Source organism: Streptomyces sp. BYX5S, assembly GCF_054724165.1.
This window is the reverse complement of sequence record NZ_CM138829.1, coordinates 2626399-2643477: the sequence shown is the minus strand read 5'-3', so window position 1 is coordinate 2643477 and position 17079 is coordinate 2626399. Positions and strand designations below refer to the sequence as shown.

Below are 17079 nucleotides of genomic sequence, written 5' to 3'. Positions count from 1 at the left end.
GCTACCTCCCAATGACCCCACGGCCTCGCCGCCCGACGCCCGAAATGGACGTCGAGCGGCGGGGATCCGGGTCAGCGACCGGCGCTGTCCACGACGGCCGACCACTCGTCGAGCAGCTGCTGGGCGGACGCGTCGTCCGGGCCCTCGGCCCACAGATGGGTGACCGCCTCGGCCGGGTCGGGCAGCACCATCACCCACCGCCCGTCGGCCTCCACGACCCGCACACCGTCGGTGGTGTCCACGGACCGCTCGCCGGCCGCCTCCACGACGCGGCGCATGACGAGGCCCTTGACGGCCCACGGCGTCGCCAGATCGCGCTTGAGGACGTGCGCCCGCGGGATCCGCGCGTCGATCTGGCTGAGGGTCAACTGCGTACGGGCGACGAGCCCGATGAGCCGCACGAAGGCCGCGGCGCCGTCGAACACGCTGCTGAACTCGGGAATGATGAACCCGGCCCGCCCGTCGCCGCCGAAGATGGTCCCGTCCTCGCGCCCGACCCGCGTCAGATCGTCGGGCGACGTCGTCGTCCACTCGACCTGCGTCCCGTGGTACGCGGCGACCTGCTCGGCGATACGCGTCGTCGTCACGGGCAGCGCGACCCGCCCGCTCCGCCGCTCCGCGGCCACCAGGTCGAGCATGACGAGCAGTGCCCGGTCGTCCTCGACGATCCGTCCCTTCTCGTCGACGAGCGACAGCCGCTCCCCGACCGGGTCGAACCGCACCCCGAACGCGGCCCGCGCCGAGGCGACGATCTCCCCGAGCCGTACGAGCCCGGACCTGCGGGTGTCCGCGGTCTCCGTGGGCCGCGACTCGTCGAGTCCGGGGTTGATGGTCAGCGAGTCGACACCGAGCCGCCCGAGAAGACTGGGCAGCACAAGGCCGGCACTGCCGTTCGACGCGTCGACGACCACCTTCAGCCCTGCCTCGGCGATCCCCGTCGTATCGACGTTCCGCAGCAGGGACCCCGTGTACGAGTCGAAGACACTCGACGGGAAGTGCAGGTCACCGATCTCCCCGGGGAACGCCCTGCGGTACTCCTGCCGCGCGTACACCCGGTCCAGCTTCCGCTGACTGCCCTGCGAAAGGTCGGCTCCGCGCTCGTCGAAGAACATGATGTCGACGGAGTCCGGAACCCCGGGCGTCGTACGGATCATGATTCCACCGGCACTGCCGCGCGCCGTCTGCTGCCGCGCCACGGGCAGCGGCACGTTCTCCAGGTCCCGTACGTCGATGGCGCTGGCCTGCAAGGCGGAGATCACGGCCCGCTTGAGCGCGCGCGCACCACGGGAGTGGTCACGCGCGGTCGTGACGGTCGACCCCTTCTTCAGCGTCGTCGCGTACGCTCCCGCGAGCCGCACCGCCAGCTCCGGCGTGATCTCGACGTTCAGGATCCCGGAGACACCCCTGGCCCCGAACAGATGCGCCTGCCCACGGGACTCCCAGATCACCGACGTATTGACGAAGGCACCGGCCTCGACGGTCTTGAACGGATAGACCCGTACGTTGCCCTGGACAATCGATTCCTCACCGACCAGGCACTCGTCGCCGATGACGGCGCCGTCCTCGATCCGCGCGGCCCGCATGATGTCGGTGTTCTTGCCTACGACACAGCCCCGCAGATTGCAGTGCTGGCCGATGTAGACGTTGTCGTGCACCACGGACTTGTGCAGGAACGCCCCGCTCTTCACGACGACGTTCGAACCGACGACCGTGTGCTCGCGGATCTCGACGTCCGCTTCGACCTTGGCGTAGTCACCGATGTAGAGCGGCCCGCGGAGCACGGCGTCCGGGTGCACCTCGGCGCCCTCGGCCACCCATACGCCGGGCGAGATCTCGAATCCGTCGAGCTCGACGTCGACCTTGCCTTCGAGCACGTCGGCCTGGGCCTTCACATAGCTCTCGTGCGTGCCGACGTCCTCCCAGTAGCCCTCGGCGACATAGCCGTAGATGGGCTTGCCTTCCTTCATCAGCTGCGGGAAGACATCACCGGACCAGTCGACCGGTACATCGGCCTCGACGTAGTCGAAGACTTCGGGCTCCATCACATAGATGCCCGTGTTCACCGTGTCCGAGAAGACCTGCCCCCAGGTCGGCTTCTCCAGGAAGCGCTCGACCTTTCCTTCCTCGTCGACGATGGTGATACCGAATTCCAGCGGATTGGGCACGCGCGTCAGACAGACGGTGACGAGCGCGCCTTTTTCCTTGTGGAATTCGATGAGCTCGGTGAGGTCGAAATCGGTGAGGGCGTCACCGGAGATCACGAGGAAAGAATCGTCCTTCAGCGCTTCCTCAGCGTTCTTCACGCTGCCGGCAGTGCCGAGTGGCTTCTCCTCATTGGCATAGGTGAGTTCCATGCCCAACTCTTCGCCGTCCCCGAAGTAGTTCTTGACGAGTGACGCCAAGAACTGCACGGTGACTACGGTCTCGCTGAGCCCATGCCGCTTGAGCAGCCTGAGCACATGCTCCATGATCGGCCGGTTGGCCACCGGCAGGAGCGGCTTGGGCATACTTGAGGTCATGGGGCGAAGGCGTGTGCCTTCGCCTCCGGCCATCACGACGGCCTTCATGTCGGAAGCGTCCTCCTTGAAGAGACGACGGTCTAGCCGACTTCGCCCGTCCGGAATGGCCCGCTGTTGTCACGGCGGGCCGCCCGGCCTCTGCCAAGACGTATTGGCGAGCTCAATCGGCCATGGAGTCCGCCTTGACAAGGCGGCGGACCTGAACCACGTACAGGATCCCTGCCCACCAATACAGAGTCGTACCCCATCCAGCGAACGCCCATCCGAAAATAGCAGCGAGTTCGTGGATCCACCCCGTTCCGTCGCTGAGCAGCAGCAAGGGGAACGCGTACATCAGGTTGAAGGTGGCAGCCTTCCCGAGGAAGTTCACCTGCGGCGGCGGATAGCCGTGTCGCCTGAGGATCCCCACCATCACCAGAAGAACCAGTTCGCGCGCCAAAAGTACGGCGGTCAACCAGATGGGCAGGATGTCGCGCCAGGTCAAACCGACCAAGGTGGACAAAATATAGAGCCGGTCAGCAGCCGGATCGAGAAGTCGACCGAGGCTGCTGATCTGATTCCAGCGCCGCGCGAGCTTGCCGTCGAGATAGTCGCTGACGCCGCTCAGAGCGAGCACGAGCAGCGCCCAGCCGTCACTCTTGGGGCCCCCGAACTCAGGGCGCAGGATGAGCCACAGGAAGAGGGGCACGCCGACGAGACGCGCCATGCTGAGGATGTTCGGGATGGTGAGGACCCTGTCCGTCTGAACACGGGTCTCCTGGACCTCCACCCGGGGGCCTCCTGTGGGGAACGAACCAACGATGCCCCCTGACTTTACCCTCCGTGTCAGCCGGCGAGAGCGAGGGGGGCGGTGTACCGCCACAACGCAGAAAAGCCCGGACCGTATCCCGGTCCGGGCTTTCCCATCTAAAAATAGTTCGGCGGCGTCCTACTCTCCCACAGGGTCCCCCCTGCAGTACCATCGGCGCTGTGAGGCTTAGCTTCCGGGTTCGGAATGTAACCGGGCGTTTCCCTCACGCTATGACCACCGAAACACTATGAAACTGACAACCGGAGTCGTGGCCCATGACTACGACGGTTGTTCGTGGTTTCAGAACCAACACAGTGGACGCGAGCAACTGAGGACAAGCCCTCGGCCTATTAGTACCAGTCACCTCCACCCGTTACCGGGCTTCCAGATCTGGCCTATCAACCCAGTCGTCTACTGGGAGCCTTACCCCATCAAGTGGGTGGGAATACTCATCTCGAAGCAGGCTTCCCGCTTAGATGCTTTCAGCGGTTATCCCTCCCGAACGTAGCCAACCAGCCATGCCCTTGGCAGAACAACTGGCACACCAGAGGTTCGTCCGTCCCGGTCCTCTCGTACTAGGGACAGCCCTTCTCAATATTCCTGCGCGCACAGAGGATAGGGACCGAACTGTCTCACGACGTTCTAAACCCAGCTCGCGTACCGCTTTAATGGGCGAACAGCCCAACCCTTGGGACCGACTCCAGCCCCAGGATGCGACGAGCCGACATCGAGGTGCCAAACCATCCCGTCGATATGGACTCTTGGGGAAGATCAGCCTGTTATCCCCGGGGTACCTTTTATCCGTTGAGCGACGGCGCTTCCACAAGCCACCGCCGGATCACTAGTCCCGACTTTCGTCCCTGCTCGACCCGTCGGTCTCACAGTCAAGCTCCCTTGTGCACTTACACTCAACACCTGATTACCAACCAGGCTGAGGGAACCTTTGGGCGCCTCCGTTACCCTTTGGGAGGCAACCGCCCCAGTTAAACTACCCATCAGACACTGTCCCTGATCCGGATCACGGACCCAGGTTAGACATCCAGCACGACCAGAGTGGTATTTCAACGACGACTCCACAACCACTGGCGTGGCCGCTTCACAGTCTCCCACCTATCCTACACAAGCCGAACCGAACACCAATATCAAACTGTAGTAAAGGTCCCGGGGTCTTTCCGTCCTTCTGCGCGAAACGAGCATCTTTACTCGTAGTGCAATTTCACCGGGCCTATGGTTGAGACAGTCGAGAAGTCGTTACGCCATTCGTGCAGGTCGGAACTTACCCGACAAGGAATTTCGCTACCTTAGGATGGTTATAGTTACCACCGCCGTTTACTGGCGCTTAAGTTCTCAGCTTCGCCACACCGAAATGTGACTAACCGGTCCCCTTAACGTTCCAGCACCGGGCAGGCGTCAGTCCGTATACATCGCCTTACGGCTTCGCACGGACCTGTGTTTTTAGTAAACAGTCGCTTCTCGCTGGTCTCTGCGGCCACCCCCAGCTCAGAGTGCAAGACTCATCACCAGACGTGGCCCCCCTTCTCCCGAAGTTACGGGGGCATTTTGCCGAGTTCCTTAACCATAGTTCACCCGAACGCCTCGGTATTCTCTACCTGACCACCTGAGTCGGTTTAGGGTACGGGCCGCCATGAAACTCGCTAGAGGCTTTTCTCGACAGCATAGGATCATCCACTTCACCACAATCGGCTCGGCATCAGGTCTCAGGCACAAGCTGTCCGGATTTACCTAGACAGCGCCCTACACCCTTACCCCGGGACAACCACCGCCCGGGCTGGACTACCTTCCTGCGTCACCCCATCGCTCACCTACTACCAGCTTGGGCCGGCGGCTCCACCACTCCGAACCACGTCAAAGACGAGGACGGCGGTTTCACGGCCTTAGCATCACTGGATTCGATGTCTTTCGCGTCACAGCGGGTACCGGAATATCAACCGGTTATCCATCGACTACGCCTGTCGGCCTCGCCTTAGGTCCCGACTTACCCTGGGCAGATCAGCTTGACCCAGGAACCCTTAGTCAATCGGCGCACACGTTTCTCACGTGTGAATCGCTACTCATGCCTGCATTCTCACTCGTGAACCGTCCACAACTACCTTCCGGTGCTGCTTCACCCGGCACACGACGCTCCCCTACCCATCACAGCCTCCGTTGGGAGTATTGCTGCAATGACACGACTTCGGCGGTACGCTTGAGCCCCGCTACATTGTCGGCGCGGAATCACTTGACCAGTGAGCTATTACGCACTCTTTCAAGGGTGGCTGCTTCTAAGCCAACCTCCTGGTTGTCTCTGCGACTCCACATCCTTTCCCACTTAGCGTACGCTTAGGGGCCTTAGTCGATGCTCTGGGCTGTTTCCCTCTCGACCATGGAGCTTATCCCCCACAGTCTCACTGCCGCGCTCTCACTTACCGGCATTCGGAGTTTGGCTAAGGTCAGTAACCCGGTAGGGCCCATCGCCTATCCAGTGCTCTACCTCCGGCAAGAAACACACGACGCTGCACCTAAATGCATTTCGGGGAGAACCAGCTATCACGGAGTTTGATTGGCCTTTCACCCCTAACCACAGGTCATCCCCCAGGTTTTCAACCCTGGTGGGTTCGGTCCTCCACGAAGTCTTACCTCCGCTTCAACCTGCCCATGGCTAGATCACTCCGCTTCGGGTCTTGAGCGCGCTACTATACCGCCCTATTCGGACTCGCTTTCGCTACGGCTTCCCCACACGGGTTAACCTCGCAACACACCGCAAACTCGCAGGCTCATTCTTCAAAAGGCACGCAGTCACGAGAACCAAGCAAGCTTGGTTCCGACGCTCCCACGGCTTGTAGGCACACGGTTTCAGGTACTATTTCACTCCGCTCCCGCGGTACTTTTCACCATTCCCTCACGGTACTATCCGCTATCGGTCACCAGGGAATATTTAGGCTTAACGGGTGGTCCCGCCAGATTCACACAGGATTTCTCGGGCCCCGTGCTACTTGGGTGTCTCTCAAACGAGCCGCTGACGTTTCAGCTACGGGGGTCTTACCCTCTACGCCGGACCTTTCGCATGTCCTTCGCCTACATCAACGGTTTCTTACTCGTCCCATCGCCGGCAGACGATGGAAGAGAGATCCCACAACCCCGCACACGCAACCCCTGCCGGGTCTCACACGTATACGGTTTGGCCTCATCCAGTTTCGCTCGCCACTACTCCCGGAATCACGGTTGTTTTCTCTTCCTGCGGGTACTGAGATGTTTCACTTCCCCGCGTTCCCTCCACACTGCCTATATATTCAGCAGCGGGTGACAGCCCATGACGACTGCCGGGTTTCCCCATTCGGAAACCCCCGGATCAAAGCCTGGTTGACGACTCCCCGGGGACTATCGTGGCCTCCCACGTCCTTCATCGGTTCCTGGTGCCAAGGCATCCACCGTGCGCCCTTAAAAACTTGGCCACAGATGCTCGCGTCCACTGTGCAGTTCTCAAACAACGACCAACCACCCATCACCCCGAACCTTCCGGTTCGAGTGCACTGGGGCCGGCATCGAGGATCGGGACAAGCCCGTGCCCTCAGACACCCAACAGCGTGCCCGACACCCTCGCCCCTCCATCTCGCTTTCCACGCCGAAGCAGTACTCGCGACCAGAGCAGGTCAAGTGTGCCGAATAATCAACGTTCCACCCATGAGCAACCACCGTCGAACATTTGCCGACGTAGTGGCCTCTGAACCAAGCAAGCTTGGCTTAGAAGTGCTCCTTAGAAAGGAGGTGATCCAGCCGCACCTTCCGGTACGGCTACCTTGTTACGACTTCGTCCCAATCGCCGGTCCCACCTTCGACAGCTCCCTCCCACAAGGGGTTGGGCCACCGGCTTCGGGTGTTACCGACTTTCGTGACGTGACGGGCGGTGTGTACAAGGCCCGGGAACGTATTCACCGCAGCAATGCTGATCTGCGATTACTAGCAACTCCAACTTCATGGGGTCGAGTTGCAGACCCCAATCCGAACTGAGACCGACTTTTTGAGATTCGCTCCACCTTGCGGTATCGCAGCTCATTGTATCGGCCATTGTAGCACGTGTGCAGCCCAAGACATAAGGGGCATGATGACTTGACGTCGTCCCCACCTTCCTCCGAGTTGACCCCGGCGGTCTCCTGTGAGTCCCCATCACCCCGAAGGGCATGCTGGCAACACAGAACAAGGGTTGCGCTCGTTGCGGGACTTAACCCAACATCTCACGACACGAGCTGACGACAGCCATGCACCACCTGTACACCGACCACAAGGGGGCGCCCATCTCTGGACGTTTCCGGTGTATGTCAAGCCTTGGTAAGGTTCTTCGCGTTGCGTCGAATTAAGCCACATGCTCCGCTGCTTGTGCGGGCCCCCGTCAATTCCTTTGAGTTTTAGCCTTGCGGCCGTACTCCCCAGGCGGGGCACTTAATGCGTTAGCTGCGGCGCGGACAACGTGGAATGTTGCCCACACCTAGTGCCCACCGTTTACGGCGTGGACTACCAGGGTATCTAATCCTGTTCGCTCCCCACGCTTTCGCTCCTCAGCGTCAGTAATGGCCCAGAGATCCGCCTTCGCCACCGGTGTTCCTCCTGATATCTGCGCATTTCACCGCTACACCAGGAATTCCGATCTCCCCTACCACACTCTAGCTAGCCCGTATCGACTGCAGACTCGGGGTTAAGCCCCGAGCTTTCACAATCGACGTGACAAGCCGCCTACGAGCTCTTTACGCCCAATAATTCCGGACAACGCTTGCGCCCTACGTATTACCGCGGCTGCTGGCACGTAGTTAGCCGGCGCTTCTTCTGCAGGTACCGTCACTTTCGCTTCTTCCCTGCTGAAAGAGGTTTACAACCCGAAGGCCGTCATCCCTCACGCGGCGTCGCTGCATCAGGCTTTCGCCCATTGTGCAATATTCCCCACTGCTGCCTCCCGTAGGAGTCTGGGCCGTGTCTCAGTCCCAGTGTGGCCGGTCGCCCTCTCAGGCCGGCTACCCGTCGTCGCCTTGGTGAGCCATTACCTCACCAACAAGCTGATAGGCCGCGGGCTCATCCTTCACCGCCGGAGCTTTTAACCCACCCCCAGGAGGAGGAGAGTGTTATCCGGTATTAGACCTCGTTTCCAAGGCTTGTCCCAGAGTGAAGGGCAGATTGCCCACGTGTTACTCACCCGTTCGCCACTAATCCACCCCGAAGGGCTTCATCGTTCGACTTGCATGTGTTAAGCACGCCGCCAGCGTTCGTCCTGAGCCAGGATCAAACTCTCCGTGAATGTTTCCCCGTAATCGGGGTGACACCACGAGAGCGGAACAGTCGGAGGAATAATCCGACCGTTCACAGCGTCCTCGCTGTGTTTTACAAAGGAACCTCGTCTCAGAGAGACGGGGTATCAACATATCTGGCGTTGATTTTTGGCACGCTGTTGAGTTCTCAAGGAACGGACGCTTCCTTTGTACTCACCCTCTCGGGCTTTCCTCCGGGCGCTTCCCTTCGGTCTTGCTGTTGTGCGTTTCCGACTCTATCAGACCGTTTAACCGGTCGATTTTCTCGGTTTCACACTGCCTCTGAATTACCGCTTTCGCGTTCCTCTTCGGCGAGATCAAACTCTATCAGTCTTTTTTCGGCCCGCTCTCCACACATCTGCAGGCATGCAGAAATACGGATCGCATTGCTTCTAGGACTTGATAGATGCCGCCGAGGTGATGGACGCTCGTTGGCGTCGCCTCACCGTCAGGCAGGGGTACGACAGTACATCCGGCCCGAGCTACGACGCAAATCGTTTGCCTGCGGCCTCTACGTCCGCCAACCGGGACCTCTCGTAGGGAACCGGGACTTTTTATGACTTACGCTTCTGAACAGTGCGCCGTCCAGGACAGGCAGTGACGGCCATCCTGAATCTCCGCCCCCTGGGAGGCTTGCCATGACCAGTGTGACGTCCCCGCTCGCCGGACGCGCCATCGGGCTCTCCGCCGTTCCTGACCCGGTGTTCTCCGGTGCGATGGTCGGCCCCGGAACTGCCATTGACCCCGCGCGCGAGGCGTCCGACGCGGTCGCCCCCGTCGACGGCATCGTGGTGTCCCTGCACCCGCACGCCTTTGTCGTCGTCGACGACCAGGGCCACGGCGTGCTGACGCACCTGGGTATCGACACCGTCCAGCTCAACGGCGAGGGCTTCGAGCTTCTCGTCAACAAGGGCGACACCGTGCAGCGCGGGCAGTCCGTGGTCCGTTGGGACCCGGCCGCCGTCGAGGCCGCCGGCAAGTCGCCGATCTGCCCGGTCGTCGCCCTCGAGGCCACGGCCGAGTCCCTCTCCGACGTCGTCGAGAGCGGGGAGCTCAAGGCCGGCGACGCGCTCTTCGGCTGGCAGTGACACGCTCCGTCACTGACGGTCTGCAGGACAACCAACGCGGCGGCTGCACCCGCCGCACTATCGGAGACGGTGAGATGGAGACAACGCTGCGAGGCGTCGGCGTGAGCCACGGTGTGGCGATCGGCGAGGTTCGGCACATGGGAACGGCGGTTCTGGAGCCGCCGGCCAAGCAGATTCCGGCGGAGGAGGCCGAGCGCGAGCAGGGGCGCGCCCGCCAGGCCGTCGAAGCTGTCGCGGCCGACCTGATGGCGCGCGGCAATCTTGCCGGTGGCGAGGCCCAGGCCGTGCTCGAGGCTCAGGCCATGATCGCTCAGGACCCTGAGCTGATCGCCGATGTCGACCGGCGTATCGCCGTCGGGAGCACGGCCGAGCGCGGGATCTACGACGCGTTCTCGCACTATCGCGAGCTGCTGGCCGGTGCCGGCGAGTACATGGCGGGACGTGTCGCGGACCTCGACGACGTGCGCAACCGCATCGTGGCCCGGCTCCTGGGCGTGCCGATGCCCGGCGTGCCGGACAGCGACAAGCCGTACGTGCTGATCGCCCGCGATCTCGCGCCCGCGGACACCGCGCTGCTCGACCCCGCGCTCGTGCTCGGCTTCATCACCGAGGAGGGCGGGCCGACCAGCCACAGCGCGATCCTGGCCCGCGCCCTGGGCGTGCCGGCTGTGGTGGCGCTTCCCGGCGCCGGTGAGCTCGCCGAAGGCACCGTGGTCGCCGTCGACGGCAGCACCGGTGAGATCTTCGTGGACCCCAGTGCGGAGAAGCGTTCCGCCATGGAGGCCGCGGCTGCCGAGCGCAAGGCGGCGCTCAACGCCGCGACCGGTCCCGGTGCCACGTCCGACGGCCACAAGGTGCCCCTGCTCGCCAACATCGGCGGCCCGGCGGACGTGCCCGCCGCTGTCGAGGCGGGTGCCGAGGGTGTCGGTCTCTTCCGCACGGAGTTCCTCTTCCTGGACGACAGCAAGAAGGCTCCGTCCGAGGAGAAGCAGGTCGAGGCCTACCGGCAGGTGCTCGAGGCCTTCCCCGAGGGCCGTGTCGTGGTGCGTGTCCTCGACGCGGGCGCCGACAAGCCCCTGGACTTCCTGACGCCCGGCGATGAGCCCAACCCGGCTCTGGGCGTGCGAGGCCTGCGGTCGCTGCTCGACCACCCGGAGGTGCTGCGGACGCAGTTGACCGCGCTGGCGAAGGCCTCGGAAGGGCTTCCCGTCTACCTCGAGGTCATGGCGCCGATGGTGGCCGACCGAGCCGACGCCAAGGCATTCGCGGACGCCTGCCGTGAGGCCGGTCTGCAGGCGAAGTTCGGCGCGATGGTGGAGATCCCCTCCGCCGCGCTGCGTGCCCGGTCGGTGTTGCAGGAGGTCGAGTTCCTGTCGCTCGGCACCAACGACCTGGCTCAGTACACGTTCGCCGCGGACCGTCAGGTGGGCGCGGTGTCGCGTCTTCAGGACCCGTGGCAGCCCGCGCTGCTCGACCTGGTCTCGCTGTCCGCCGAGGCGGCGAAGGCCGAGGGCAAGAGCTGTGGCGTCTGCGGTGAGGCCGCGTCCGACCCGCTGCTCGCGTGCGTGCTGACCGGTCTCGGTGTCACCTCCCTTTCCATGGGTGCCGCTTCGATTCCGTACGTGCGGGCGACGCTCGCCAAGTACACGCTCGCCCAGTGCGAGCGCGCTGCCGCCGCGGCGCGTGCCGCCGAGTCGGCCGAGGAGGCGCGCAACGCCGCGCAGGCCGTGCTGTCCGGCGAGTAGCCGAGCGCGATCGGTGCTTTCGGAGGGCGCTCCGCCTTTGGGCGGGGCGCCCTTCGCGCTTGCTCGCGGGAGTCAGTTGCGGGCAGGCGTCAGTGGAGATGCCTCCCTTCCGGCCTGGTGTCGTCCACTTCTGGTGCGGTGCAGTAGTCCACGCCGGGTTCCGGAGCGGAGAGCTCGCCGGAGTCGGCGTCGGTGCAGTAGGCGTCGAAGACCCGTCCGGCGGGGATCGGCCGGAGCCCTTCCTCCTTCACGTGCCAGCCGTAGACGCGGTCCTCCTGTCCTGCGACCGCGCTGCGCACGATGACCGCGCAGGCGCGCCTGGTGACGATCGCCAGAGCCAGGACGGCGCTGACCTCCATGGCCGCGGACTCGTCGACCTTCACCGTTCCGGGTTCGTCGGCGTCGATGTGGAGTACGGCGTGCAGGGACTCCTTGTCGGTGAGCACGCTGCAGACCCAGTGGTGGGCGCCTTTGCCGATCGCGTCGATCACCCGGGCGACCAGGTGCGAGGCCCTGGAGAAGGCCATACGCCCGATGTCCTGTCCGCACGTGGCGCAGGGCCCTTTTCGGGACAGGACGGATGTGGCGTACTCCCATGTCGCCTGGCGGACGGCTTCTTCGACCAGCACGGGGACGAGGTCGTCGAGGGGCTGTCCTTCGTAGGCGATCCCGGGTCCGGTCGCGGCGAGTTCCGCGGTGAAGCGGGAGCGGCTGGTCGGGTCGTCGGGGTCCATGCCCTCCGCCCGGCAGAATTCGGCGAACTCGTCCGGGTCGAAGAGGGTGACCGTGGTGTGGCTCCCGGCCGCGGCCAGGGTCTTGAGCAGGGCTTCCACCTGGCGCAGGTAGGTCGTGTGGTCGTCGAAGGTGAAGCTGCGGTAGTGCCGCATCGCCGCGAAGTCCTGCTCGTCGGCCAGCAGGCCGATGGTGCCCGCCACTTCGCGGCGCAGGGCTTGCCGCATGCTGGTCGTCCGGCCGTTGTGCGTGTGTCCCATGATTCCCCCTGAGTGCATTCGATCGATGCTCACTCAGAGTAATCGGGGGCACTGACAACGCCACGTTCGGTGATGGCGCCGGCCGGACGCTGCCGGTCGGTCAGCCTCGTTTGCGGGCGATCTCCTCGTAGAACTTGAGGAGTTCGAGGTTGTCGATGGAGCCGGGGTTGACCGCCTTCTCCAGCGGGGTTCCCTGGAGCAGGCGCTTCACGGGAACCTCGATCCGCTTGCCGGTGAGGGTGTGCGGGACGCCGGGGGCTTCGATGATCTCGTCGGGGACGTGGCGCGGGGAGAGCTGTTCGCGGATGACCTGCTTGATGCGGGAGCGGAGCGCGTCGTCGAGTGCCGCGCCCGGTGCGAGGTGCACGAAGAGGGGCATCCAGTAGCCGCCGTCGGGCTGTTCCAGGCCGATGACGAGTGACTCGCGGATCTCGGGGAGGCGCTCCACGGCTTCGTAGATGTCGGCCGAGCCCATCCGGACGCCCTGGCGGTTGAGGGTGGAGTCGGAACGGCCGTGGATGACGACGGAGCCGCGCGAGGTCAGGGTGATCCAGTCCCCGTGGCGCCAGACTCCGGGGTAGGTGTCGAAGTAGCTGTCGTGGTAGCGGCTGCCGTCGGGGTCGTTCCAGAAGCGGATCGGCATGGACGGCATGGGGTTGGTGACCACGAGTTCGCCGACCTCGTCGGTGAGCGGTTCACCCGCGGGGTCCCATGCCTGGAGGTCCGTGCCGAGTGCGGGGGCCTGGAGTTCGCCGATGTGCACGGGGAGGGTGGGCACGGCTCCGGCGAAGCAGGAGCAGACGTCGGTGCCACCGCTGACGGAGGCGATCCACAGGTCGTCGCGCACTTCGTCGTGGAGCCAGCGGAATCCGTCCGGCGGGAGCGGGGAGCCCGTGGTGGCGACGCATTTGACGCGGGAGAGGTCGTGGTCGCGGGCGGGGTGCACGTCGGCCTTGCGGCAGGCCATGACGTACGCCGCCGAGGTGCCGAAGAGGGTTGCGCCGGTGCGCTCGGCGATCGCCCACTGGGCGCCGGTCTCTGGGTATCCGGGGCTGCCGTCGTAGGTGACGATCGTCGTGCCGGTGAGCAGGCCGGAGGCGAGGAAGTTCCACATCATCCAGCCCGTGGACGTGTACCAGAAGAAGCGGTCGTCCGGGCCGAGGTCGCAGTGCAGGCCGAGCTGTTTGAGGTGTTCGACGAGGATGCCGCCCTGGGACTGCACGATGGCCTTCGGCAGTCCCGTGGTGCCCGAGGAGTACAGCACCCACAGGGGATGGTCGAAGGGCACCTCCTCGTAGACGGGCGTGACGTCGGCCGCGGTGAGCGCCGACCATTCCAGGGCGCCGTCGGGGGCCTGGGTGCCCAGGAGCGGGATGTGCACCACCGCGCGCAGGGAGGGCAGTTCGTCGCGGAGTTCCTGGACGGTGTCGCGGCGGTCGTGCTCCTTGCCGCCGTAGCGGTAGCCGTCGACGGTGAACAGGACGACGGGCTCGACCTGCTGGAAGCGGTCCAGGACGCTGCGTGCGCCGAAGTCGGGTGCGCAGGAGGTCCAGACGGCTCCGACGGCGGCCGTGGCGAGGAGGGCGGCGACGGCCTCGGGGATGTTGGGCAGGTAGCCGCTGACGCGGTCGCCGGGGCGGACGCCGAGGGCGCGCAGTTCCGCGGCCAGGGAGCCGACCTGACGGCGCAGCTCGGACCAGGTGACGGGGCGGGGTTCGTGGCTCTCGTCGACGTGGAGGATCGCGGGGGTGCCCGCGCGCGCGGGGTCCTCCGCGGCGCGCAGGGCGTGCTCGGCGTAGTTGAGTGTCGCTCCGGGGAACCATTCGGCGCCCGGCATGGCGCGGCTGCCGAGCACGCGCGCGTAGGGGTGCGTGAAGCGCACGTCGAACCACTCGGTGACGGCCTTCCAGAAGGCTTCGAGTTCGGTCACCGACCAGCGGTGCAGTGCCTCGTAGCCACCGTCGGCGGGTGCGCCGTGCCGCTCGGCCGCCCAGGCCTGGAACCGTGTGATCTGGGCGTCGGCGATCTGCTGCCGGTCGGGCTGCCAGAGCGGTGACGGGTTCGCGGTGGACATCATGCGGCTCCAGGAAGTACGCGGCGTGTGCGTCCTCGGCGCGCACGGCGGAGTGTGCGCCTGACGCGGCTCACAGGACGATGCCACGTGATCGACTTCGGCACCAGGGTGTACCCCACATAGTCGGCCTCGCGAAGATGTGCTGGCACCACGGGTGAACGGCAGTTGAACGCGGCACGCACGCGTGCGTGTCGGTGGCAGGGTGAGCAGCATGGATGGTCGTGACCTGGTGCGCTTGGCGAAGTCGGTCTCTTCGGTGGGGTCGGCCCAAGGCCTGCGTGCCGTCCGGGCTTCGTGGCGGCACCGTCGTGCGGACGCTGCGGGGCCGGCCCGGCGGGGGCCGGTGCGGGCCCGGGTCCCCGGCTCAGTGGTCGGTGCGACCCCCGAGCCGGGTGGCGGTCTGGTGCGGTTCACGCGGTCCCGGCTGCGCATCACGGTCACGGTGAGCGGTGCTCTCTTCTGGGGGTGGGACGGTGCCGAGCCGGAGCCCTCCTACGCGCTCGCGGGGGTCTGCCCGGAGGCGGACCCGCGCGCGGTGCTGGAGCCGGACAAGGACGGCGGCTGGCGGGTGGTGTCCGAGCGGGTGACCGTCGTGGTCTCCCGGTACGGCGCCCTGGAGGTGCGTACGCCGGGCGGGGTGCTGCTGCGGCGTGATCTGCCGCCCCGGTGGTGGGAGTCCGAGGGCGGCGGTGAGGCGTGCTGGGCGCAGCGCAGCGAGGTGTCCGCCGACGCGCGCTTCTTCGGCCTGGGAGGACGTGTGTCGGGCCCGCGGCTGCGTGACGCGACGTACCGGCTGTGGAACACGGATCCGGGTGGCTCGGCGGGTCCTGAGGGCGATCCGGCCTCGCTGACGATGCCGGTGCAGATGGTGGTGGCGGACGCCGGGACGCATCTTGTGTTCCACGACAACACCTGGGACGGCACGGTGCGTCTCCGGGAGGGCCACGAGGGGGCTGGTTCCGGGCACGACTGTGCCGGGGCGTCGGAGCTGCGCATGGAGGGCGGCCCGTTGCGCTGTTGGGTGGTGGTGGGCACGCCCGCGCGCGTGCTGCACGTCTGGTCCCAGTTGACCGGTGCTCCGGCCGTGCCCCCGGGGTGGGCGCTGGGGCACCAGCACGCGCGTCGGGGCTTCGGGAGCGAGCAGGAGGTGCGGGGTGTCGTGGCCGAGCACCAGGAGCGTGCGTGGCCGTTGGAGGCCGTGCATCTGGACGTCGGTCACTTCGCGGCGCGCCAGGACTTCGCCGTCGACGACGGTGCGCGGTTTGCTTCACTCCCCCGGTTGGCCGAGCGGTTGCGCGGCGAAGGTGTGCGGCTGGTGTCGCTCGTCGATCCGGCGGTCAGGGCGCGGGAGGGCGACGCCCTGTACGACGGTGGGCGGGCGATAGACGCCTTCGTGCGGGATGCGGCGGGGCGGCCCGTGCGCGGGGTCCTGCGGCCCGGTGAGGCGATGTATCCGGACTTCACCGCGGAGCGGGTGCGCAAGTGGTGGGGCGGCCTGTACGAGGAGCGCTTGGCGCAGGGTTTCTCGGGCTTCTTGCATGGCGTGCGGGAGCCGGTGTCGTGCTCCCCGTTCGTCGGGCCGCCGCTCCCCCGCTCGTCCCGGCACGCGGTGGAGGGCCGCGGCGGGGACCATCGGGAGGCGCACAACGTCTATGCGCTGTGCATGGCGCGGGCCGGTTACGAGGGGCTGCGGGAACTGCGGCCGCGGGAGCGGCCGTTCCTGTTCTCGCGGTCGGGGTGGGTGGGCCTGCAGCGGTACGGGGGTTCGTGGTCCGGTGATGTGGCCGCCGGGTGGGAGGGCCTGCGCGCCTCGCTCTCGCTGGTGGTGGGCCTCGGGCTGTGCGGGGTGCCGTACGCGGGCACTGATGTGGGCGGCTTCGACGCGCACGGGTCGGCGGAGTTGTTCGTGCGCCGGATGCAACTGGGCGCCTATGTGCCGCTGTTCCGTACGCACTCGGCCGTGCGCGCGGGGCGGCACGAGCCCTGGGGGTTCGGCGAGGAGACGCTCGGCCACGCGCGCGTGGCGTTGCAGGAGCGGCGTCGCCTTCTTCCGTACTTCATGACCCTCGCTCATCTGGCCCGGCGTACGGGGGCTCCTTATGTGCGCCCTGTGTGGTGGGGCTTTCCTGAGGACCGGGCGTTGCGGGACTGCGGGGACGCCTTCTTGTTGGGCGACTGTCTGTTGGTGGCGCCCGTCCTGGAGCAGGGTGTCGAGCGCCGCACCGTGCGACTGCCGCCGGGGCGTTGGTACGACACGGCGACCGGTGCCGCCTTCGAAGGGCCCGGACAGGTCACGGTGGCGGCGCCTTTGTCGCGCATTCCGGTCCTCGCGCGGGGCGGGTCGGTGATTCCGGTGCGCGAGCCGGACGGAGGTGTCGCGTTGGAGGCGTGGGCGCCGGCTCCCGCGCGCACGGGCGGTGGCCTGCTGGCACCGGATGCCGGGGACGGATGGGAGGAGCCGGAGTTCGAGCGGTTCCGGGTGCGCTGGAGCCAGGGGCGTCCGGTCGTGGAGGCGGACCGGGACGACGGTCCGGTGCAGCCGCCGTACCCGGTGCGCATGCGCGGCCTGTGAGCGCG

Annotated in this window: 7 protein-coding genes and 3 rRNA genes; 3 read left to right on the top strand and 7 right to left on the bottom strand. The window is 65.7% G+C overall.

Going from position 1 to position 17079, the window contains the following annotated elements:
• Positions 1-71: 71 nt before the first annotated feature.
• From ACYBSK_RS12010 to ACYBSK_RS11990, 5 genes are all read right to left on the bottom strand, one after another.
• Positions 72-2567: a sugar phosphate nucleotidyltransferase gene (locus ACYBSK_RS12010; protein ID WP_457476893.1), complete on the bottom strand. Its 2496-nt coding sequence runs from the start codon at positions 2565-2567 to the stop codon at positions 72-74.
• Between the two features lie 112 nt (positions 2568-2679).
• On the bottom strand, positions 2680-3288 hold the full coding sequence (locus ACYBSK_RS12005) for a CDP-alcohol phosphatidyltransferase family protein (protein WP_457476892.1): 609 nt from the start codon (positions 3286-3288) through the stop codon (positions 2680-2682).
• A gap of 146 nt (positions 3289-3434) precedes the next feature.
• Positions 3435-3551, bottom strand: a 5S ribosomal RNA gene (rrf, locus tag ACYBSK_RS12000).
• An 88-nt stretch (positions 3552-3639) separates the two neighbouring features.
• Positions 3640-6761 (bottom strand): 23S ribosomal RNA (locus ACYBSK_RS11995).
• 306 nt (positions 6762-7067) lie between these two features.
• A 16S ribosomal RNA gene (locus ACYBSK_RS11990) occupies positions 7068-8593 on the bottom strand.
• Together the 16S, 23S and 5S rRNA genes form the textbook arrangement of a ribosomal RNA operon.
• 648 nt (positions 8594-9241) lie before the next feature.
• Between ACYBSK_RS11990 and ACYBSK_RS11985 the strand changes: the two genes are divergently transcribed.
• Together ACYBSK_RS11985 and ptsP are read left to right on the top strand one after the other, a co-directional pair.
• Complete coding sequence (locus tag ACYBSK_RS11985; protein ID WP_460246025.1) at positions 9242-9691, top strand: PTS sugar transporter subunit IIA; 450 nt, start codon at positions 9242-9244, stop codon at positions 9689-9691.
• A gap of 74 nt (positions 9692-9765) precedes the next feature.
• Positions 9766-11436, top strand: coding sequence for a phosphoenolpyruvate--protein phosphotransferase (gene ptsP, locus ACYBSK_RS11980; protein WP_457476890.1), 1671 nt, complete (start codon positions 9766-9768; stop codon positions 11434-11436).
• Positions 11437-11525: 89 nt separating this feature from the next.
• On the opposite strand, the gene ACYBSK_RS11975 is transcribed toward ptsP, so the two are convergent.
• Both ACYBSK_RS11975 and ACYBSK_RS11970 read right to left on the bottom strand, forming a co-directional pair.
• Positions 11526-12428, bottom strand: a complete 903-nt coding sequence (locus ACYBSK_RS11975; RefSeq protein WP_460246024.1) for a hypothetical protein — start codon at positions 12426-12428, stop codon at positions 11526-11528.
• 100 nt (positions 12429-12528) lie between these two features.
• Positions 12529-14502: an acetoacetate--CoA ligase gene (locus ACYBSK_RS11970; protein ID WP_460246023.1), complete on the bottom strand. Its 1974-nt coding sequence runs from the start codon at positions 14500-14502 to the stop codon at positions 12529-12531.
• Positions 14503-14713: 211 nt separating this feature from the next.
• Between ACYBSK_RS11970 and ACYBSK_RS11965 the strand changes: the two genes are divergently transcribed.
• Entirely contained in the window at positions 14714-17074 is a 2361-nt protein-coding gene (locus ACYBSK_RS11965; protein ID WP_460246022.1) for a glycoside hydrolase family 31 protein, read from the top strand.
• Positions 17075-17079: the final 5 nt, after the last annotated feature.